20 protein-coding genes are annotated in these 20,305 nt (G+C 35.9%); 16 read left to right on the plus strand and 4 right to left on the minus strand.

From position 1 onward, the window contains the following. Nucleotide 1: 1 nt before the first annotated feature. The 4 genes from BTR34_RS06010 (at nucleotide 2) to BTR34_RS06025 (ending at nucleotide 2,825) form a co-directional block, all read left to right on the plus strand. A complete protein-coding gene (locus BTR34_RS06010; protein WP_068487418.1) occupies nucleotides 2-508 on the plus strand; it encodes a rhodanese-like domain-containing protein in 507 nt (168 codons plus the stop codon). A gap of 78 nt (nucleotides 509-586) precedes the next feature. Continuing rightward, the gene (locus BTR34_RS06015) at nucleotides 587-1,264 is read left to right on the plus strand and encodes a TIGR04282 family arsenosugar biosynthesis glycosyltransferase (protein ID WP_082960239.1); all 678 of its coding nucleotides are present in this window, start codon (nucleotides 587-589) and stop codon (nucleotides 1,262-1,264) included. Then, entirely contained in the window at nucleotides 1,261-2,076 is an 816-nt protein-coding gene (locus BTR34_RS06020) for a purine-nucleoside phosphorylase (protein ID WP_068487419.1), read from the plus strand. The genes BTR34_RS06015 and BTR34_RS06020 overlap by 4 nt, the downstream gene beginning before the upstream one ends. A gap of 44 nt (nucleotides 2,077-2,120) precedes the next feature. After that, nucleotides 2,121-2,825, plus strand: coding sequence for a TIGR04283 family arsenosugar biosynthesis glycosyltransferase (locus BTR34_RS06025; protein WP_068487423.1), 705 nt, complete (start codon nucleotides 2,121-2,123; stop codon nucleotides 2,823-2,825). 3 nt (nucleotides 2,826-2,828) lie between these two features. Here BTR34_RS06025 and BTR34_RS06030 read toward each other — a convergent pair whose 3' ends face one another. Then, complete coding sequence (locus BTR34_RS06030) at nucleotides 2,829-3,866, minus strand: N-acetylmuramoyl-L-alanine amidase family protein (RefSeq protein WP_068487425.1); 1,038 nt, start codon at nucleotides 3,864-3,866, stop codon at nucleotides 2,829-2,831. A gap of 429 nt (nucleotides 3,867-4,295) precedes the next feature. Beyond that, nucleotides 4,296-5,012, minus strand: a complete 717-nt coding sequence (locus BTR34_RS06035; protein ID WP_068487427.1) for a DUF547 domain-containing protein — start codon at nucleotides 5,010-5,012, stop codon at nucleotides 4,296-4,298. Nucleotides 5,013-5,284: 272 nt separating this feature from the next. Between BTR34_RS06035 and BTR34_RS06040 the strand changes: the two genes are divergently transcribed. From BTR34_RS06040 to BTR34_RS06065, 6 genes are all read left to right on the plus strand, one after another. Then, nucleotides 5,285-6,631 (plus strand): NAD(P)/FAD-dependent oxidoreductase, encoded by a 1,347-nt coding sequence (locus tag BTR34_RS06040; RefSeq protein WP_068487429.1) that lies wholly within the window; start codon nucleotides 5,285-5,287, stop codon nucleotides 6,629-6,631. Nucleotides 6,632-6,659: 28 nt separating this feature from the next. Then, nucleotides 6,660-8,243, plus strand: a complete 1,584-nt coding sequence (locus tag BTR34_RS06045; protein WP_068487431.1) for a 4Fe-4S binding protein — start codon at nucleotides 6,660-6,662, stop codon at nucleotides 8,241-8,243. A gap of 153 nt (nucleotides 8,244-8,396) precedes the next feature. Continuing rightward, nucleotides 8,397-10,802, plus strand: a complete 2,406-nt coding sequence (locus tag BTR34_RS06050; protein WP_068487433.1) for an alpha-L-rhamnosidase-related protein — start codon at nucleotides 8,397-8,399, stop codon at nucleotides 10,800-10,802. A 54-nt stretch (nucleotides 10,803-10,856) separates the two neighbouring features. Next, nucleotides 10,857-11,351 (plus strand): toxin-antitoxin system YwqK family antitoxin, encoded by a 495-nt coding sequence (locus BTR34_RS06055; RefSeq protein WP_068487437.1) that lies wholly within the window; start codon nucleotides 10,857-10,859, stop codon nucleotides 11,349-11,351. After that, entirely contained in the window at nucleotides 11,351-12,040 is a 690-nt protein-coding gene (locus BTR34_RS06060) for a glycosyltransferase family 2 protein (RefSeq protein WP_068487439.1), read from the plus strand. The genes BTR34_RS06055 and BTR34_RS06060 overlap by 1 nt, the downstream gene beginning before the upstream one ends. Nucleotide 12,041: 1 nt before the next feature. Beyond that, nucleotides 12,042-13,526 carry a cellulose synthase family protein gene (locus BTR34_RS06065; protein WP_068487441.1) on the plus strand — a complete coding sequence of 495 codons (1,485 nt, stop codon included), beginning with the start codon at nucleotides 12,042-12,044 and terminating at the stop codon, nucleotides 13,524-13,526. Between the two features lie 65 nt (nucleotides 13,527-13,591). On the opposite strand, the gene BTR34_RS06070 is transcribed toward BTR34_RS06065, so the two are convergent. Further along, on the minus strand, nucleotides 13,592-14,140 hold the full coding sequence (locus tag BTR34_RS06070; RefSeq protein ID WP_068487443.1) for a tyrosine-type recombinase/integrase: 549 nt from the start codon (nucleotides 14,138-14,140) through the stop codon (nucleotides 13,592-13,594). A 472-nt stretch (nucleotides 14,141-14,612) separates the two neighbouring features. Between BTR34_RS06070 and BTR34_RS06075 the strand changes: the two genes are divergently transcribed. Then, nucleotides 14,613-15,059, plus strand: coding sequence for a hypothetical protein (locus BTR34_RS06075; protein ID WP_157483983.1), 447 nt, complete (start codon nucleotides 14,613-14,615; stop codon nucleotides 15,057-15,059). A 127-nt stretch (nucleotides 15,060-15,186) separates the two neighbouring features. Here BTR34_RS06075 and BTR34_RS06080 read toward each other — a convergent pair whose 3' ends face one another. Beyond that, nucleotides 15,187-16,749: an IS1182 family transposase gene (locus BTR34_RS06080; protein WP_068485162.1), complete on the minus strand. Its 1,563-nt coding sequence runs from the start codon at nucleotides 16,747-16,749 to the stop codon at nucleotides 15,187-15,189. A gap of 508 nt (nucleotides 16,750-17,257) precedes the next feature. On the opposite strand from BTR34_RS06080, the gene BTR34_RS06085 reads away from it, so the two are divergent. The 5 genes from BTR34_RS06085 to BTR34_RS06105 all read left to right on the plus strand — a co-directional run bounded on the left by BTR34_RS06085 (nucleotide 17,258) and on the right by BTR34_RS06105 (nucleotide 20,004). Continuing rightward, nucleotides 17,258-17,491 (plus strand): thioredoxin, encoded by a 234-nt coding sequence (locus tag BTR34_RS06085; RefSeq protein ID WP_068485166.1) that lies wholly within the window; start codon nucleotides 17,258-17,260, stop codon nucleotides 17,489-17,491. 65 nt (nucleotides 17,492-17,556) lie between these two features. Beyond that, a complete protein-coding gene (locus tag BTR34_RS06090; RefSeq protein ID WP_068485167.1) occupies nucleotides 17,557-18,279 on the plus strand; it encodes a hypothetical protein in 723 nt (240 codons plus the stop codon). A 4-nt stretch (nucleotides 18,280-18,283) separates the two neighbouring features. After that, nucleotides 18,284-18,547, plus strand: coding sequence for a DUF2024 family protein (locus BTR34_RS06095; RefSeq protein WP_068485168.1), 264 nt, complete (start codon nucleotides 18,284-18,286; stop codon nucleotides 18,545-18,547). Nucleotides 18,548-18,600: 53 nt separating this feature from the next. Continuing rightward, nucleotides 18,601-19,212, plus strand: a complete 612-nt coding sequence (locus BTR34_RS06100) for a MarR family winged helix-turn-helix transcriptional regulator (protein ID WP_068485169.1) — start codon at nucleotides 18,601-18,603, stop codon at nucleotides 19,210-19,212. A 294-nt stretch (nucleotides 19,213-19,506) separates the two neighbouring features. Then, nucleotides 19,507-20,004, plus strand: coding sequence for a hypothetical protein (locus BTR34_RS06105; RefSeq protein ID WP_068485170.1), 498 nt, complete (start codon nucleotides 19,507-19,509; stop codon nucleotides 20,002-20,004). Nucleotides 20,005-20,305: the final 301 nt, after the last annotated feature.

Consider the following 20,305-nt stretch of genomic DNA (forward strand, 5'->3'; position numbering starts at 1 on the left):
GATGAAAATACTGAATTATAAGTTATTACTCTATGTAATTGTCTTCCTTTCTTTCTCGCAAAATGGCTTAAGTCAAGATAGAATTTCGAAGACTTTAAACTCTTGGAATAAAGGAACGATACCTTATGCATATTTTGATAATCTACCAACTAGCGATTCTATTGCTTTTTTGGATACTAGAGAATTTGAAGAATTTGAAGTTAGTCACCTGAAGAACGCTATTTGGGTCGGATATAAAAAGTTTGATGAGCAAAAAGTACTAGAGACTATTACGGACAAATCTCAACCTATTATTGTTTACTGCTCCATCGGAGTACGATCAGAAGATATCGGTGAGAAGCTAAAAGAGCTAGGATACACAAAAGTCCTAAATCTTTATGGTGGTATTTTTGAGTGGAAAAATAAGGGAGGTCAAGTTTTTAATGACAAAGAAACACCTACCGATAGTGTTCATGCTTTTAGTAAGCATTGGGGCAAACTTTTACATGAAGGAATTAAAGTATACTAGTTAGGAGTTAGGAGTTAGGAGTTAGGAGTTAGGAGTTAGGAGTTAGGAGTTAGGAGTTAGGAAAATTAAAAACTTAAATTGGGAATATTACAAAATAACAAAACAGAGAAAGACGAGAAGACTATAGATTTCACCCTCGCAAACTCAAATAACCTTTTGCTTATTTTTACTAGAAATCCAGAATTGGGCAAAGGTAAAAGACGCTTGGCCGCAACCATTGGCGACCAAGCTGCATTTGACATTTATAAATTCTTATTAGATCATACCGTAGCAATCACCAAAAATTTATATGCCGAAAAACGGGTATATTATTCTGAAGAAATTTGGGAAAATGATATTTGGGACAATCATATATTTGATAAAAAATTGCAGGTAGGTGATGATTTAGGTATTCGCATGGCAAATGCTTTTCAAGAAGGTTTCCAAAACGAGTACCAAAAAATTATTATTATTGGTAGTGATATGCTAGACCTATCTCTAGAAGATATAGAAAATGCTTTTAAGGCCTTAGAAAAAAACGATTTTGTAGTTGGTCCAGCCGAAGATGGTGGGTATTACTTATTGGGTATGAAGAAATTTTTGCCTGCGCTTTTCCAAAATAAAACTTGGGGTACGGAAACTGTATTAAAAGATACGCTAAATAACCTTGAACATGAGAGTGTCGCTCTTTTGGAAACTAAAAATGATGTAGATTACTATGAGGACATAAAGGATATTGATGCCTTTAAACCCTTTTTAAAACATATAAAATTATGATGAAAGACGAACTTTTAGAATCTGTAGCCTACCTTAAAAATAAGGGTTTTGACAATCCAGAAATTGGTATTGTTCTAGGTACAGGATTAGGTAAATTGGTTGATAGTGTTGAAGACCCTATTGAAGCACATTATAATCATATTCCATTTTTTCCATTGGCAACCGTAGAATTCCATACAGGTAAATTAGTTTACGGTACCATATCCGGAAAAAAAGTGGTTGTAATGCAAGGTCGTTTTCATTTGTATGAAGGGTATGATTTTTTAGACATCACCTATCCTATTCGCGTTATGCATATGCTGGGTATTTCTAAACTATTTATTTCCAATGCAGCTGGTGCGGTAAACCTAGGCTTTAAAAAAGGAGATATGATGTTGATCGAAGATCACATTAATCTACAAGGTGGTTCACCATTGGCATTTAAAGGGGTTAGTGAATTTGGCGAGCGTTTTGCCGATATGTCCGAGCCATACGATGTAAACATGCGCAATAAGTTAACCGCCATTGCAAAAGAACATAACATCTCATTAAAGAGTGGGGTTTACGCTTCTGTTGTGGGGCCTCAATTAGAAACTAAGGCAGAATACAGAATGATAAAATTAATTGGTGCAGATGCCGTAGGCATGAGCACCGTACCAGAGGTTATTGTTGCTAATCATTTATCGTTACCAATTGTTGCGGTTTCTGTTTTAACCGATGAATGTGACCCTGACAATCTAAAACCTGTTGATATTAGTGAAATTATTGCTATTGCTGAAAAAACCGAGCCTAAAATGGTGAAGTTATTTCAAGAACTTATAAAACAACTGTAAGGAAAAGTGATACTTGCCCACCATAAGAAAGCTAATAAATTTTTATGAGTACTCATAAGCCATCCATAAGTATAATAATTCCCGTGTTGAATGAAGAAAAGTACATTAAAAATGTACTTTTTGCCATTTCTACCAATACCAGTACTAATCATATTAAAGAAATACTGGTTGTTGATGGCGGCAGTACCGATAATACAATTGCTAATGCACTCAAATTTGGCGCTTCGGTAATTAAAGGTAGAAAAGGCAGAGCTGCTCAAATGAATTTTGGAGCTACCAAGGCCACTGGTGATATTCTATATTTTTTACATGTAGATTCCTTACCACCTAAAGACTTTGATGCGGCCATTATTAAAGCTGTAGAAGAAGGCCATAATGTGGGTTGTTTTCAAATGCGCTTTAACAGTAACAGTCCTTTTTTAAAGTTCTTTTCTTGGTGTACACGTATTAACCATCAAATTTGTCGTGGGGGCGACCAATCTCTTTTTATTACTAGTACATTATTTCATAAAAATAATGGGTTCAATGAAAAATTCATTATTTATGAAGACAACGAGTTTATTCAGCGTATGTATAAATTAATGCCTTTTAAAATTATTCCATCAGCTGTAACAACATCTGCACGCCGATATGAAGAACGAGGTATGATCCGTCTTCAATGGCATTTTGCTATGATCCATTTAAAGTATTTTCTTGGCGCCAACCCTCAAGAGCTTCATCAATATTACTTAAAGCATATTGCCGTATAATTTCTATTTCTCTTCAAAATCTAACAACACCCCTTCACTTATCCATTTTGCAAGTGCTTGGCGGTTATCTGGATCTACGATTCTTACCTGATCTTTGGCGTTTCTAATATTTCCTATTTCAATAAACGTCATTGCCGGGTGTGTTTTCTTTACTAAATACAGTGATGTTCTATCTTCAAAAGTACCTGCATAACTTCTATTAGGCTGATACTTCTTATACTTTGCATCAAACGTTTTATGAATGCTTTCCGCTAATTTTTTACCATTTTTACTATGTTCATGATGATAAAAAAATACGTCTATATTTTGTCCTACACTTCGGCTATCTACGTGGGTTACTATCAGTCGCTGGTACTTGCCTTTATTATCCTTGTACAAATCATTTACAATATCTACACGCTGCTTTAATCTTGCCACTTGGTTTAAAGGAATCGTTTTATCTGGGTAAGCCACTTCATCATGGTCTATTTCAAGAACAAAATCATCTCTAATCCCATCATTCTCATCTTGAATAATAAGGTAAACCATTGCTCCATGCGCCAATAATTCTTTAGCCAACCTCAACGTAATATCATACGCATATTCGTCCTCGGCAATTGTTTTACCAGCATAAACGCCCATTGCTCCGGGGTCCGGTCCGCCATGACCAGAAACCAAGTAATATACGTTTCCTTTTAGGCGCTCACTTTTTGCTATTACCGTTTTATTTTTCTCTCCAAAAATTTCATACGAAACACTTTCTATTTCTTTAATCTTTGTAGCTTGTTTTTGAATTGAATCCACAAGCGTTACAGTGGCTAGTGGTGCATCAGGCATTAAATATACTTTACCCGCAATTAAATGAACACTATCTTGTAATACATGATGATTTAGTGTTATAAATTCATCATATACCGCGTAAGGATCATAACCTTGCTTTCTTAATAGTGATAAAATACCATCACCAGGTTGGGCAGTAACTGAATTTAATGAGTTTTGCGCAATACCATACATACCGCTAAAAAGCAATACGAATACATATAAAAAAAAACTTTTTCTCATTTTACTTCTAGTACAAGGTTTATGCCTTTAAAGGCTTTATGGTAAGTTCGAATTAAAATTTTGTAATGAGTTTTCAAATCGATATTCAACTTCATTGATATTAACTAAAACCATAGTAAAGTATAATGTTGTTAAAAAATAAATTATACTTCTTTAAACACAAAGATTGCTAAAAATATTGACCAATTCCAAAGACAAATCCATTAGAACCATCTTTTGTAATTCCATAACCGCAATCAATCCTAAGAATATCATTAAAAATTTGTTTGTGAATTAATCGGAAAGCAACTTCTGGATAGATGCTAAGATTTTCACTCTTCAATACGTCATCGAAACCACCTACCGAGTTTAGTTACGTACCATCATCAGCAAAGACTGTTCCTAACTAGTCAAATTTTACTGAATGGAACGGTATACTATTTAGTTAGATCAATTAGCTTCGTTCAAAGACCAATCGTAAGGGTAATAGGAAATCTTCGCATTCTCTGGTAATTGCTCTTTTCTATAGATATTGATAAAATCTACAATACTTCCTTTTTGCTCAAAATCGCTTTTGTACCACTCGAACAATTGTGAAATCTCGACTTTATTCTCATTCACTTTTATAAAGTTAGGATTGTTCAATGCCAAAACGGTCTGCATCTGCAATTGACTTTCTAATATATTAGGAGTGTAAGCCGTGTTTACAATTGGTGGACATCCTAAACCGGCACATACCAGCACAAAATGAAACCGTGCTTCCGTTGGGAATTCGGCTCTTAATAAATCGTTCTCTATATCATTTAGGGTTATTGACCTTCCCCCAACTTCATGCTTTATTTTATCGAAAAATCCCGCTACGTCCAAAGGTGATTTTAAGGGATAATTTTTAACGATACCATCAATAACCAGTAGATTATACGCATTGATCCAAAAAGCTTTGTATGTTGCTGTATCAGATTTAGAAACCGATATCCCTTTGGCAGAATTCAAGACTTCGTTTAAAGCTTTAGGATTACTTTTTATTGCTGCGTATTCTACCCTTCCATCAATCACGTTGGTTTTAAAAAAACTGTCGCTCTTACTAAAAAACGCGGCTACATCTTGTGCAGAAACACTGGTTACTATTAAAAGGAAAAACAATGACTGTATTAAAGTTTTTTGCATCGTATTTTAAAATTAGTATTGTTTAGATTTTGTCAAGGTCGTAGCTTTTTCCAAAAACATACACTTCCCTAAAACAAATTTTTAATTTAAAATTTTTAAGTCAATTAAATACGGGGTTTCTGTGCAATGTAAATCCGTTTTAAAAAAATTAAAACCTAAACTACGGTAAAATGTATTACATAGTTACAACAAGTTTATAATCTTTCTAAATAAAAAGAAGACAGTTAAGTTCTTACCTTTAATACCGACACAAGCATCAAAAAAAGCATTTTATGGAGCATATTGTAATAATTGGTAATGGGATTTCTGGGACCACTTTAGCTCGGCATATTCGAAAGCTATCAGACAAAAAAATCACTATTATTTCTGCAGAAAGTGACTATTTCTTCTCCCGTACCGCATTAATGTATGTCTACATGGGCCACATGAAATTTGAACACACACAACCTTACGAAAATTGGTTTTGGAAAAAAAACAACATTGACCTTGTAAATGGATTTGTAGATAAAGTAGAAACCGACGCCAAGAAACTACTTTTAAAAGGCGGCACTTCTATTTCCTATGACAAACTAATAATTGCAACAGGGTCTAAACCCAATAAGATTGGTTGGCCAGGACAAGGTTTAAAAGGTGTGCAAGGTCTGTATTCTAAACAAGACCTAGAAATGCTTGAAAAAAATGCACCTAATAACAAAGTTTGTAATCGTGCGGTTATCGTTGGTGGCGGACTTATTGGTATAGAAATGGCAGAAATGCTGCGTTCTCGTGAAATACCGGTTACTTTTTTGGTTCGCGAAAAGAGCTTTTGGAACGGTGTATTACCTGCAGGGGAATCTGCAATGATCAACGAACATATTCTGGAACATCATATCGATTTACAGTTAAACACCAACTTAGAAAAAATAATTTCCGATGAAAACGGCCGCGCAAAAGCGGTAGTCACAGATAAAGGCGAAACCATTGAATGTAACGTAGTTGGCTTAACTGCTGGGGTTACCCCCAATATAGATTTCCTAAAAGATTCCGACATTGAATTAGGTAAAGGTGTTAAGGTAAACCGTTTTTTAGAGACCAACGTAAAAGATATATTCGCAATTGGCGATTGTGCAGAGCAGCATGAAAATATTGGTCACAGAAGACCAATTGAAGCTGTTTGGTATACCGGTAGAATGATGGGCGAGGCGCTTGCACAAACTATTTGTGGACAAAAAAGAGCATACAACCCGGGTCATTGGTTCAACTCTGCTAAATTTTTAGATATAGAATACCAAACCTACGGATGGGTTTTTAGCGAACAAAGCAAAAAAAATACCGAACAACATTTTCATTGGCGTCACCCACAAGAAAAAGTATGTATTACAGTAGCTTTTGATAATGATAGCCACAAATTTTTAGGTATAAACACCTTTGGAATTCGAATGCGCCATGAAATTTTTGACCAATGGTTAACAGAAAACAAAGATATGGACCATGTTATGACCTTTTTAAAGGATGCCAATTTCGACCCGGAGTTCTATACACTTTATGAGGATGAAATTGTAGCTAAATACAATGCAGATTTTAATAAGAACATCAGCCCTAAGAAAAAAAGCTGGAAACGTATTTTCAGTATCGCATAACTAAATAACAAAACAAACAACACCTACTATGGGTAATTTTGACAGAAGTATGTCACTAGCGGGCGAGCCGCCTAAAGCTTTAAATACGAGCCAAAAATTGGCAGTAGTAACAGGAATGACCGGTATGGGCATTCTCATATTACAATTGTTCAATTTAAATTTGGGTAATAGCGCATTATGGCTATCAATTTCCATTCTAGCCATTTTTGCAGGGATTATCTGGTTTTCGCAAGCCGCATATGCACATAAGCAAAAAGGAATCAAGAATGACGGCGTATGGTTTAAATCTATTTCCAGTCGAGGAGTTCTTGCCTGGATGGCAGGTATTGCCTTAACAGGGTTCTACATTGTGCTCTATTTTTATCCTGAGTATCTGGGCTTGGTAAAAGATGGAGACAACATGGGTTTAATAGCATTGTTCGATCCCTTGAGCAAAGCCCTAAGCGGCAACCCTGCCAGCCAATGGTTTGTTTACGGAACTTTGTACACCGTTGCCATTTTGGCTTTCGGAGCAAAATTTCTTTGGAAATACCGCCACAATAAATACGAACAATTAAGAACTGTCAGTGTTATGTTCTTTCAGACTGCATTCGCTTTTTTTATTCCAGAAATTATGGCGCGTTTAAATGGTGATTTACCGTACTATGACCTTAAGAATATGTGGCCTTTAAACTATTACAACTTTGAGCGCTATCGTATTAATGGCTTTATAGATTCTGGCAGTGTGGGTATGACCATGTTGTTCTTCGGAATCATTTCTATTTTCGTCATATCACCCTTTCTAACTTATAAATATGGCAAGCGATGGTATTGCTCTTGGGTCTGTGGTTGTGGCGGATTGGCTGAAACTGCCGGAGATTCATTTCGCCATTTAAGTGATAAATCTAAATTCGCCTGGAAAGTTGAGCGTTGGGTAGTACATAGCGTAGTGGTATTTGTTACGCTGATGACCACGGCAGTTATTTACTCTTATTTGGGTAACGACACCAGCAAATATTGGCTTACAAAAACCATGTTCATTTCTGGCGTTGCGATTATTTTAACCGCTGTATTTGCTTGGGTAATGATCTACAAAAGAGAAGAATTAGAAAAAGATGCCAAGTATGGTGCTATTGGGTATTTTACTATTATCGCCGTATTACTAGGAATGCACTTTTTTAGTGGCAACGGAAGTATATTTATTTTTAAGGCAGAAACTTTACGCACTACCTATAGCTTTTTAATCGGTAGTATTTTCTCTGGAGTTATCGGAACAGGATTTTACCCCATTTTTGGAAACCGTGTTTGGTGTAGGTTTGGTTGTCCAATGGCAGCAATTTTAGGCTTTCAACAACGCTTGTTCTCTAAATTTAGGATTACGACCAATGGTGGTCAATGTATCTCTTGTGGTAACTGCTCCACCTATTGTGAAATGGGTATCGATGTACGTGCCTATGCCCAAAAAGGTGCCAATATTGTACGTTCTAGTTGTGTAGGCTGTGGTATTTGTTCTGCGGTTTGCCCAAGAGGTGTTCTTAAATTAGAAAACGGACCAGAAAAAGGACGTATAAATTCTAAAGACATTTTATTAGGTAACGATGTTGATTTAATGGATTTAGTGAACAACAAATAGAATTCACCCCTAAAATGGCGCTGTTTTTTTTTGTTCAATGAAACTATTAATCTTATTCATTTAAATTTTATAATAGGAAAAAGGTCATAAACAATTGGTTTCTACTAATCTTTAATGATCTTTACCACCAACTAACACCAACCGACATATTGCATGAATCGCTTTTTATCCTTGCTGTTTTTTCTGTCAATTTCTGTTCAATCACAAACGGAACTTAATTATCCTGAGGTTGTTTATGGCAAAGAAAATATTAAAGCCAGTTGGGTTAGTCACCCAGATGTAAAAGGCGGTGAGGACATTGCGGTTTTATTTCGCAATACATTTAATATTATTGATTCCAAGGCTGATTTTATCATCAATATTTCTGCGGACAACCATTACTTTTTATATGTAAACGGTGAATTTGTTACCCACGGTCCGCAGTTAAGCGACATTAAGCATTACAAATATGAAACGCTAAACGTAAAAGATTACCTAAACCCAGGAAAAAATATCGTTGCCGTTAAGGTGATAAATTTTGGTAAAAGGAGGTTTTTAGGTATGCAGTCTATTTTCACCAGTGTCATGGTAAACGGTGTTACCGAAAATGCTAAAATCATTAATACCACCGGATTCAATGATACCTGGGTAAGCACCATTGACAAATCGTACAAAGCGAATGAAGTCGTTTGGAGAGGTGATGGAGAAAAGGCTATCGTTGGCGGATTCTATGCCAACAACCCTACCGATATTGTTGACATGAACCACTACCCTACACATTGGGAAACGTTGAATTTTGATGATTCCGGATGGAAAAAAGTGGCGTTTTTCGAGAATGCCAGTAGTATGGGCGGCTCTATTGCCTATTTATTAGAACCTCGGAATTTACCTTTACTTTCTTGGGATAAGGAACAAATTGCAAGCATTGTTCGTTCTTCTAAACCACTTGCTACAGAATTTCCGGTATTGGGTACTTTGACACTTGCTCCCAACACAAAAACTACTTTTCTGTTAGACCAACAATATGTTACGAACGGCTTTCCTGAACTTTTATTCAGCAAAGGAAAATCGGCAATAATCACCATTAAATATGCCGAGAATCTTTTCGGTCCCAACAATGAAAAAGGGGATCGCAACGACATAGCAAACAAAAACCTTTTAGGCTACTACGACGAAATTATTTCTAACGGAAGGGATGCCCAAAAATTCATCCCAAATTGGATGCGCACCTTTCGTTTTATAGAATTTGAAATTGAGACTAAAGACCAGGAGCTTATTTTAGAAAAGTTTGTTAATCACCGGTCCAGAACTACCATACCCTCTATTGCCCAATTCGAGTCAGACGACAAAATGTACAACGACATTTTTGATATTTGTAAGCGTACTATCGATATCTGCACGCAAGACTATTTTTTAAGTGATGCCTACTATGAAACTATGCAATACGTAGGCGATAGTAAAATACAAGGTTTAATTTGGGAAGCTTTAAGCGGCAATGCCGAACATACTAAAAATGCCATTCGCCAATTTGATCATTCTAGAGATTCTGACGGGAACATTTTAGGCGCCTACCCATTGCGATCTACCTTTATTTACCCTACCTATTCTTTAGTTTGGGTAGATATGATTGCCGATCAGTACAATTCTTCTGGCGACAAAGAATTTATACATACCTACAAAGATGGTATTATAAATACGCTTGCCGGATTTGAAAAAAATATGAACGACCTTAATTTGGTCAACAAAACACCCTACCGCTATTTTGTAGATTGGTATACTGGACCTAATAACGGAAGCGGTACCGCTACTAAAAATGACGGACTCAATTCTGCCGTGGTAAGTTTACATTATGTGCATGCCTTGCAAAATGCTTCTGGTCTATTCAAAGCTATTGGTGACGAGCATACTTCCGTTAAATACAAAAATAGAGCGCAAGAGATCATCAAATCTGTTTACGAGCTTTGTTATGATACGGACAGAAACTTATTTGCCGAACGCCCAGATAAAACTATTTACGATCAGCATACCAATATTATGGCGATTTTGACCGATGCTATTCCACAAAATGAACAGCGTGCACTTTTAAACAAAATACTGAACGAAAAAGACTTATTGCAAGCCACCTACTATTACCGTTTTTATCTTTTTGAAGCGATTAAAAAAGTAGGTGCGCCTGAGTTATTTGATGTTGCCCAAAAACCTTGGGAGCAAATGATCAATGACCATATGTCCACTACTTTAGAACGGTTTGAGAGTATTGAGAAACCAACAAGGTCAGAGGTACACCCATGGAGTGCATCGCCCGCATATTTTTATTTTAATTATCTGGCAGGCATCCGATCGGTACAAAATGATTTTGAGGAAGTACAGATTGCCCCGGCTTTTGGCAAACTAAATGAAATTGCAGGTCTGCTTCCTACATCAAAAGGAACTATTGAATTTAAATTAAAGAGAAACAAAAATAACCTATCCGCCGAAATAACAATTCCAAAGCGCATGAAAGGACATTTAATTTGGCAAGGAACTGAAAGGGAACTAAAAGAAGGGAAAAACACGTATATCATTAAAAACACCTTATAAGGTAAAAATTTAATTGATTATACCTGGCGTATATACTAATTTGAAGTAATAAACATGAGGAGGCTATTTAAATTCGTTTTTTTTCTACTTATTTGTTTTGTTCTAGTCGCTTTTAATAGCACTGAAGACAAACGTTATGAGCGTACCTATTATGATGATGGTACATTAGCTAGTGAAGGATGGTTGCGTTTTAATGTAAAAACCGATTACTGGGCTTTCTACCACCCAAACGGTAAACTTTCTGAAAAAGGATATTATAAGTATGATAAAAGACAGCACTATTGGTTCTTTTACAATGAACATAGAGTACGAACAAAAGAAGGAAGCTTTAAAGATAATGAGGAAATAGGTTGGTGGCTGTTTTACGATACAAAAGGACGTATAAATCACAAATGCCAGTTAACCAATGGAATTAAAAATGGATATTGTTTAAAGTACAAGGATGCTAAGTTAATTTCTGCCGAAAAATATAAAGAAGGTGATAAAATTAAGGAATGGACCACTTTCAGTGCTTTTACCGCTGAAAAAAGTTTATCAGATTTAAAATAATGACAGACATTAAAGTAATTATACCGGCTTTTAATGAAGCAGATTCTATTGCACATGTTATCAACGAACTACCTAAAATGGTTTCTGAGGTAATCGTCGTCAACAATAATTCTACGGACGATACGGTAATAAATGCAGAAGCAGCGGGAGCTACTGTACTTACCGAAACTAGAAAAGGATATGGCTATGCTTGTCTAAAGGGATTAGATTATGTAGCATCGAAATCCAAACAGCCAAATATAATCGTATTTATTGACGGAGACTATTCTGATTATCCTGAAGAGTTGGTTAAGGTAGTAGCTCCTATTTTGGAAAATGACATCGATTTTGTTGTTGGCGCAAGAAATAAAAACTTAAGAGAAGAGGGGTCAATGACTCCGCAACAAGTTTTTGGCAACTGGTTGGCAACGTTTTTAATGAAACTATTCTTTGGTGCAAATTTTACGGATTTAGGCCCTTTTAGAGCAATAAAATACGAAAAGCTCAAAGAATTGGACATGGAAGATAAAACTTATGGGTGGACGGTTGAAATGCAATTAAAAGTACTTAAGAAAAAGATGACATATACCGAAGTGCCAGTACGTTACAAACGACGAATTGGTGTATCAAAAGTATCAGGAACCGTAAAAGGTAGTATATTTGCAGGCATAAAAATTTTGGGGTGGATCTTCAAATACAGCATTAAATAATATGGCATTAGCACTAGCGTATTTTATCATTGTAGTTTATAGTATTTCTTTACTATTAATTTTCTTTTATAGCTTGGCGCAGCTGAATCTTTTATTTAATTACCTATCGCAAAAAAGACAAGATCAAACGGCACCAAAGTATAATTTACTAGACCCAAAAGAAATACCGTTCGTAACCATACAACTTCCTGTTTTTAATGAGGAATATGTAATGGATCGTTTATTGGAAAACATCGCGAAAATTGAATATCCTAAAAGCAAGTTAGAGATACAGGTTTTAGATGATTCTACCGATGACACCGTTATTACTACAGCCGCCAGTGTTGCCAAACTACAGGAAACCGGTTTAGACATACAACATATTACAAGGACAGATCGTTCTGGCTTTAAAGCCGGTGCCTTAAAAGAAGGGCTAAAAATCGCCAAAGGTGAGTTCATTGCCATTTTCGATGCTGATTTTTTACCCGATGCAGACTGGTTAAAGAAAACGGTCATCTATTTTAAAGATGAAGAAATAGGTGTGGTACAAACGCGTTGGGGGCACTTAAACCGTGACTACTCTACCTTAACAAAAATACAAGCTTTTGCACTTGATGCTCACTTTACATTAGAGCAAGTTGGCCGCAACAGTAAAGGGCATTTTATCAATTTTAATGGCACTGCTGGTATTTGGCGTAAAGAGTGTATTATTGACGCAGGTAATTGGGAAGGCGATACGCTAACCGAAGATTTAGACCTTAGTTACCGTGCACAGTTAAAAAATTGGAAGTTCAAATATTTAGAAGACGTAGAGACTCCTGCTGAGCTTCCTGTCGTTATTAGTGCCGCGCGTTCTCAACAATTTCGTTGGAACAAAGGGGGAGCAGAGAATTTTAGAAAAACAGTTTGGAACGTAGTTGCCGCAAAGAATATCCCTTTTAAGACAAAGTTTCATGGCGTTATGCACTTATTAAATAGCTCTATGTTCTTATGTGTTTTCTTGGTTGCCATATTAAGCATACCATCGCTTTATATTAAAAATACCTACGGTCATTTAGACTGGGTTTTTTCGTTATTAAGCTTATTTGCCGTAAGTACCATAATATTATTTGTTTGCTACTGGTTTACCTATAAGAGCATACAAGGTAGCGGCTTCAATAATTTTATAGATTATATACGCATATTTTTTACCTTCTTCTCGGTAGCCTTAGGCTTCTCCTTACACAACACTATTGCTGTTATAGAAGGCCATATGGGTAAACGAAGTGAGTTTGTACGTACTCCAAAATTTAATATCAGCACGTTAAAACAAAGCTGGAAAGGCAACAAATACTTAGCTAAAAAATTATCGCCTAACATGATTTTGGAATTTGCCTTAATGGTTTACTTTATGTTTGGCATGTACAGTGCAATACCTTTAAATGATTTTGGATTGTTTCCTTTTCACTTTATGCTATTCTTGGGCTTCGGATTTGTATTCTTTAAATCATTGACCTCAAGAGCTTAAAACCAGTTAAAATAAAATTTTAAGAGGGATAACCACAATGGCTATCCCTTTTTAGTTTAAGGACCCTAGAAGCTATCTAAAGGGCTTTTAATATTCGATAAGCTCTGAGGTGTCACCTTAGTGTAAATTTGTGTTGTCTTAATTGAATTATGACCTAACAATTCTTGTATAAAACGCATATCTGCCCCAGATTCTAACAAATGGGTTGCGTAACTATGCCTTAAACCGTGAATTCCAATTTTTTTACGAACACCGGCATTTTTCATAGCTCGTTTAAATACTTGTTGAACAGAACTTTTAGAATAAGCACCACCATACTTTCCTTCAAATAAATATTCTTTTGGCCTATATTTTACAAAATAATCCCTTAGCTGTGGCAGCAGTTTTTCGGGTAGCGGAACATACCGGTCCTTTTTACCTTTAGCGCCAACAACATGTATTACCATTCTAGAACTGTCTATATCATTAATTTTAATATTAACCACCTCAGATACTCGCAAACCGGCCCCATAGCACAATTTAAGTGCTACTAAATGTTTTAAGTTATTGGTTGCCTCAAAAATTTTCTTTACCTGCTCTTTACTTAGCATTTTTGATGATGTTGCATTATTCATTAGCTGATCTATTGCTTTTATAGGTATTCATGTGTTCGCTACGCTCGTGACTCCTACGTCGACCCTATATGCTACATCTCGTTTGCCAACGCCCCAACTCGCCCACTACTAGCGCAGATGTCGCCCGCACAAGGGGAAATGCAACATCATCGCAGCGCTATGACAGATTACATAAAACCGTAGGATAAGGGGTCTTTTGCCCAATACGACGCTTAACGGAAGAAAACAACCCAACATATCAAGTCACTATATGTAATTTATTCATAATAATGTTTATTTTCTCAATGGTATTCATGTGTTCGCTACACTCGGAAGGACCGCGCCATTTTATTCCCAATAACGTCGAAAACCAAAAAAGGTTTTCACTATATTTCCATAAAATAACACGGACTACACATTGCGCTGCGTTGTGTGTAATTTTGGAGCAATTTTTGATGTTTAAGATACTATGAAAGGAACGGGTTACATAATAATGATTTGCCTTGCTTATACATTTGTTGTTAACGGACAAAACAACTCACTTACAAAAACGGATTTCTATGGAAACTGGACTCTAGACCTTAACGAGTATGAATTGGAAGATGATGACTACATTTTCAGAAGACCTAAAGAGTTTAAGAACCCCAAAGAAGAAATAAATATAACAATCTCGTTACTTGACTTCAATGAATGCAATGTTAACTATGATACATATATTTATTGTGGAGCTGGGCAATCAAAAGATTATAGTTGGACTTTCAACCAGAACTTAGGAATAATTAATATTTATCATTCTGAAAAATGGTTGAAATCTTTTAAAGAGTACGATTCTGAAGAATTTGAAAAATTAAACTTACCAGATAAATATGATGAAATGGAACTTTCTATAGTCACAATGGAAAATGGTAGTATTGGTTTGAAAATTATAAATTGGGAATGAATCAATTTTTAATATTAACCGAATAAAAACTACACACAACAAAGGTAACCGTTGCACAAGCTTAAATTCTGAATAAAATCAACATAATAAAGCCTCTTTAAGAGGTTTTATTATTACCGGTTCAGTATTAGAATGTCACTTTTTGATGCCTTAGGAATACTGAAAACATATCTTGGACAGTACTTTTTATAAAGACCTTAAAAGCAAGCTTTGCTAGCCCACTATTTGAACGTTTCAGTTCAAATTTCAGGTACTTCTTAAGGTTATAGGCGATTGCGGAGAGGTGCATCACCTTGTTGGCCTGTTCCAGACCTATCGTATTTATCTTGCGCATGCCCATGAACTGGGTGAGGGTACCGAAAACGGGTTCTACGGTGCTTTGTCGTTTACCCTTCATATACCTGCCCTGTGGGCTCTCGACCCTTGCGATGTTCCGTTCGTATTCCGCCCGATAATACGTGACCGAGAACTGTTTCTCGTTGACCTTTCCAAGGCAGCTTTCCATGATCGAGCAGCCCTTGCAGATCTTGCTCGACGCGCGGTACGCCTTCTTTTTGGTCTTGGTCCGGCTGTCAAGGAACACTTTTTTGAAAGGGATCACCTTGCCCTGTGGGCATAGATAATTGTCGTGTTCCCTGATGTACGTAAACCCATCGGGACCACCTTTATAGGTGCCATGCGGTGGAATGAAACTTTTTAGCCCTTGGTTTTCCAGAAATGCATAGTTCTCCCCGCTACTATACCCCGTATCGGCCACGCAGTTTTCAAATACCAGACCTTGTTGCCATAATCTTCTTTGCAAGCGTTGTACGATATCCTGTAATTGCTGGTTATCCTTTCCATCTGCATGGTACGCCCTGATGTCGGTTATAACATGATGCGCCGTGTCAACACTAAGTTGAGAAAGATAGTTCAGCTTTCTGGCCTTGCCGGGTTTCACACTTATCCTGGCATCGGGGTCCGTTGGGCTATAATGTGTTTTGTTACTGGTGTACTTCGCACCTTTATTACCTGCACCGGGTCTTTGATCCTGATCCTTCGCCCACTTCTTGTTACGGCTCTTTATCGCATTCAGCTCCTTTCCACTTGCGGTAATACTACGATCGCCCTTATCCGCTTTATTATCCTTGGACTTACGGTGTGGCACTTCCCTGTCCATGGCGCTGATCGCCCGTATCCGCACCAAGTGCTCCTTTAGTTCTTCCTCGGGCACTTTCAGTTCCAAGGTATCCATACTCGCGTTCGCCTTTACCGGTGCCGAATCTATCGCTTGGGTATGACCACTTACCATTCCCTTTTCTATACACAACTGTAAAATATTCGTGAACACTTCCTCGAAAACGGACTCTGGAAACAGTTGGCGTGTACGGCTTATGGTACTGTGCCATGGAAGTTCCTCATCAATGTCATAGCCTATGAAATAAAGAATGTCCAAGCGCATCGAACAATGCGCAATCAGTTTACGGTCGCTGATAAGGTTCTCCAGATAACCCACCAGACAAAGCTTGAAGAACACCACGGGGTCTATGCTCTTTTGACCGCTCTCCCCATAATAGGGCCGAGTCAACTTATAGAGGAAACCAAGATCAAGGGCGGATCCCAAACGCCTGTAAAAATTGTTCTTCGGTATACGTTCACTAAGTTGGAAACTAGCGAAAAGCTTCTCCTGGTACTCCTTTTTTCCCTGCATACAACAAGTTACGATCAAATGTCCGATCGGCAAGGATCAGAGCTCGATATTTTTTATATCTTGTGCAACAGGCACAAAGCATAAACGTAATGCGGACTTTAGGTTAAAATCGAAAGGTCTGTGTATATTTATGAAGTCGCTAAATCTTATGGATTTAGCTTTGAACAAAAAAAGAAAAAGCAAAACAATAAGCTTTAGCTGCGTCAGCAGACGGAAACGAAAAGTTTCATTGCCTCCGCACTACTCATAGCCAAACCGATGATGTTGCATTCTCCTACGTCGACCCTATATGCTACATCTGGTTTGCCGACGCCCCAACTCGCCCACTATTAACGCAGGTGTCGTACATAGCGCTGCGTTGTCCACAAGCTGAAAAAACTATACTTAATAAACAATCTGACAAAAAACAAACATTACTATGACACAAATAACATGAATTATTTTTTTAGTTCGGAATCCTTACTATATTTGTTAAAGCAATAATGCTTTAATCAAAAGAAGTAAAATAATGAAAAAATCAATTTTCTATCACGCAGGATGTCCAGTTTGTGTAAGTGCAGAACAAGATATCGTAAATTTAGTAGGTACTGAAAATGTTGAAATCGTCAATATTGGACAAGACCGAAACAGAATTTCAGAAGCAGAAAAAGCAGGAGTAAACTCTGTCCCAGCTTTAGTCACACCTAATGGCAATACATTACATATTAACTTTGGTGCCTCAATTGCAGATGTAAAAGGTTAATTTTTAAAACATATAGTTAGGATTCCTAATATTTAAGGAGTCCTAACTTCTTAAAACAAATCATTATGAAATCAATACTATTATTACTATCAGCAACGATGCTTTTAAACACAACAAAATCTTGTGCTCAAGAAAGCGAATATAAAAATGACAATTTCAAAATCAATGAAGTTAGTGTAACACACAAACCAGATTTAGGTATTACCATTTGGGTTATAGCTGTACATGGAACAGCAGGAAAAACAACTCCAACTAAAGTTGGTCAACTTGATGGTGCACCAGTTTTAGGCTATGTTTTTCCAACAAGTTTAAAACCGACTGATGTTGGTTTTAACCAAACCGACGGAATTGTTGCACTTGCCCTAACATCACATCCCGATTTTGATGATACACCACTTTGGGATGAGAATAATGACCAAATATTTGATAACGATGGAATTATTTGGCATCCACATTGGGTAATTCTTCACGAAGATAAACGAGTTGGCGGAGGCCTTTCGGTTAAACAATTTAAGAAAGCAGATGAGACAGTTGTTTTACCACCAACAAACCCAGGAATGCCAATGTATATGGATTCACCAGGTTATCCTGTAACAACTAAAAGCCACACAATAAAAGTAGTTGTGCCAGATTATCGAATGAACAATAGAATAGACTTTAATTATGATGGTGTTACTGCATTTATGAAAGTAAATACAAGCAATGAAAGTTTACCTATGCTAGGAGTTTACGAAGTTTATAGTGTTGCAAGTGGCGATTTATCATTACCATATAAAGTAAAAAACTAACAAAATGAAAGTAGCAGTTTGGGACACTTATGTAAAAAGAGAAGATGGTAATATTATGCATTTTGATATACTGGTTCCTGATAATGTAACCAATGAACAAACCATATTTAATTTTGGAAGAGATTATCTAAATACTAAAACTTTTAAAACAAATCAATTATCAGCAAATGAATGTCGTCTTTGCCATATTGAGCAAGCAACAGAAGAAATAGTTTTATCAATTGAAAACAAAGGATATTACATAATAGAAATGGAAAATTGTAATTAATTTAATTAGGATTACTAACTTTGCCTGTCGAACAAATTTTGGCAGGCTTTTTAATGAAAGAAAGTACATTTAACCCAGCACAACAAGAAAAAGACATTTCCAGTAAAATAGTTGCAGGAATGGAACGCGTTTCGGAAGTATTTAAAATCTTATTATGGGAAAAAGCTAAATTAGTTGGATTAAGCCCAATTCAAATTCAAATACTCATTTTTATAGCTTTTCACAAACGAGAATTGTGCAACGTTAGTCATCTTGCAAAAGAATTTAACGTAACAAAACCGACCGTAAGTGATGCGATTAAGGTTTTGGACAAGAAAAGACTAATTCTAAAAGACTATTCATCATCAGATAATCGTAGTTATTCCATAACCTTGTCTGAATTAGGAACTGAAGTAATTTCTCAAACCTATAATTTCTCAAACCCAATAAAAAAACAGATTGATAGTTTTTCAACATCTGAATTAGAAAGCCTTTTCGAAACTTTAAGCCAACTGATTTACAAATTAAATCACAACGGTATTTTAAGCGTTCAAAGAACTTGCTATGGATGTAAATTTTATCAAAAAAACCAAGAATCGGATTATTGTAATCTACTTCAAAAAGAATTATTAAATGGAGAGATTAGATTAGACTGTCCAGAATATGCAGAAAAAGCCAGTGACTAACAAAGAACTAAGGAAAAAACAAACAAATTCTACCTTAATTTTAAACTATACTGTACTAGGCTCATAAATGCTGAAATTAGATACTTTGCGCTTTTTGAATTCAACTTTTCATTTATTTATCTAGGTAATATTAGAACGTAAGTTTCTTCATACGGACTTCTAAATTTTGTAATGATAAAGGACTGTTTAAATAGTTTATTAAACTTGCAAAGTAACAAGAAAAAATTAGACCAAATTTTAGTTAAGTCATTGTTACAAATTAAAGAAAAACGTTAGGCTTCGCTTAAGAAAATAATGAAATCAGGAAATAACATTTTAGGCTTTATCCTATTTATATTTATCGGGATTCCGATTTTTATTCTGTTTTTACCAATCATGGTAGTTTTATATCCATTTCATTTATATAAAAGAATACGATTTGAAAAAAAATATACTGAATTTCTGTATGAAAATAACGGAATGAATTTCTTTTGCTATAACAACCGAAAAAACTCGAAAAACTACATTGAAAAAAGCATTATCCCAAATTTGACTGAACAAGTTGAAATCGTTTATTTAAATGGGAAAAAAGTTGAATCGAAACAAAAATCTATATTTATTTCAGAAGCGTTGTTTAAATTAAAAAAATATAATCGATTTCCACACTTAATGAAAATTCGGAATGGAAAACTGATTGACAAATCAATAAATAATCCGTTTTATAACGTACTGAATTTGAATAAAGACAAAACCAGCTTATTAACAAAAATAAATCTGTTCTTTGAATTGAACGAAATAGAAAACGGAGCCTAACACCCAAAAATAATTGTTGTTTACACGACCCTATAGTAACATATGGACCGGATATCCTTGTTCCCATAGACAGTGCAATAAACCTTATTGATAAACTCCGGTAGCTACCATGTGCACCAAAGGCTCCACTTCCTAATAAATAGACAATTTAAATCATTTCGAAAATTCTTTGTAAACCTCTTAAATCATTTGAAACATGGGGATGGAACCCGAATTCCATAATTAGTTTTTCAATTAAAAAACCCAGTGACAATAATAAGTTCAGTTTTAAAACATTATTGTAAAGGTCCTGCCGTAAACC

Source organism: Maribacter hydrothermalis (assembly GCF_001913155.1).
Taxonomy (GTDB): domain Bacteria; phylum Bacteroidota; class Bacteroidia; order Flavobacteriales; family Flavobacteriaceae; genus Maribacter; species Maribacter hydrothermalis.

Excerpts from the sequence above, each read along its gene's own strand:
- BTR34_RS06010 (WP_068487418.1), top strand. The coding sequence starts at position 2 with ATGAAAATACTGAATTATAAGTTATTACTCTATGTAATTGTCTTCCTT.
- BTR34_RS06020 (WP_068487419.1), top strand. The coding sequence starts at position 1,261 with ATGATGAAAGACGAACTTTTAGAATCTGTAGCCTACCTTAAAAATAAG.
- BTR34_RS06025 (WP_068487423.1), top strand. The coding sequence starts at position 2,121 with ATGAGTACTCATAAGCCATCCATAAGTATAATAATTCCCGTGTTGAAT.
- BTR34_RS06030 (WP_068487425.1), bottom strand. The coding sequence starts at position 3,866 with ATGAGAAAAAGTTTTTTTTTATATGTATTCGTATTGCTTTTTAGCGGT.
- BTR34_RS06035 (WP_068487427.1), bottom strand. The coding sequence starts at position 5,012 with ATGCAAAAAACTTTAATACAGTCATTGTTTTTCCTTTTAATAGTAACC.
- BTR34_RS06040 (WP_068487429.1), top strand. The coding sequence starts at position 5,285 with ATGGAGCATATTGTAATAATTGGTAATGGGATTTCTGGGACCACTTTA.
- BTR34_RS06045 (WP_068487431.1), top strand. The coding sequence starts at position 6,660 with ATGGGTAATTTTGACAGAAGTATGTCACTAGCGGGCGAGCCGCCTAAA.
- BTR34_RS06050 (WP_068487433.1), top strand. The coding sequence starts at position 8,397 with ATGAATCGCTTTTTATCCTTGCTGTTTTTTCTGTCAATTTCTGTTCAA.
- BTR34_RS06055 (WP_068487437.1), top strand. The coding sequence starts at position 10,857 with ATGAGGAGGCTATTTAAATTCGTTTTTTTTCTACTTATTTGTTTTGTT.
- BTR34_RS06060 (WP_068487439.1), top strand. The coding sequence starts at position 11,351 with ATGACAGACATTAAAGTAATTATACCGGCTTTTAATGAAGCAGATTCT.
- BTR34_RS06065 (WP_068487441.1), top strand. The coding sequence starts at position 12,042 with ATGGCATTAGCACTAGCGTATTTTATCATTGTAGTTTATAGTATTTCT.
- BTR34_RS06070 (WP_068487443.1), bottom strand. The coding sequence starts at position 14,140 with ATGAATAATGCAACATCATCAAAAATGCTAAGTAAAGAGCAGGTAAAG.
- BTR34_RS06075 (WP_157483983.1), top strand. The coding sequence starts at position 14,613 with ATGATTTGCCTTGCTTATACATTTGTTGTTAACGGACAAAACAACTCA.
- BTR34_RS06080 (WP_068485162.1), bottom strand. The coding sequence starts at position 16,749 with ATGCAGGGAAAAAAGGAGTACCAGGAGAAGCTTTTCGCTAGTTTCCAA.
- BTR34_RS06085 (WP_068485166.1), top strand. The coding sequence starts at position 17,258 with ATGAAAAAATCAATTTTCTATCACGCAGGATGTCCAGTTTGTGTAAGT.
- BTR34_RS06090 (WP_068485167.1), top strand. The coding sequence starts at position 17,557 with ATGAAATCAATACTATTATTACTATCAGCAACGATGCTTTTAAACACA.
- BTR34_RS06095 (WP_068485168.1), top strand. The coding sequence starts at position 18,284 with ATGAAAGTAGCAGTTTGGGACACTTATGTAAAAAGAGAAGATGGTAAT.
- BTR34_RS06100 (WP_068485169.1), top strand. The coding sequence starts at position 18,601 with ATGAAAGAAAGTACATTTAACCCAGCACAACAAGAAAAAGACATTTCC.
- BTR34_RS06105 (WP_068485170.1), top strand. The coding sequence starts at position 19,507 with ATGAAATCAGGAAATAACATTTTAGGCTTTATCCTATTTATATTTATC.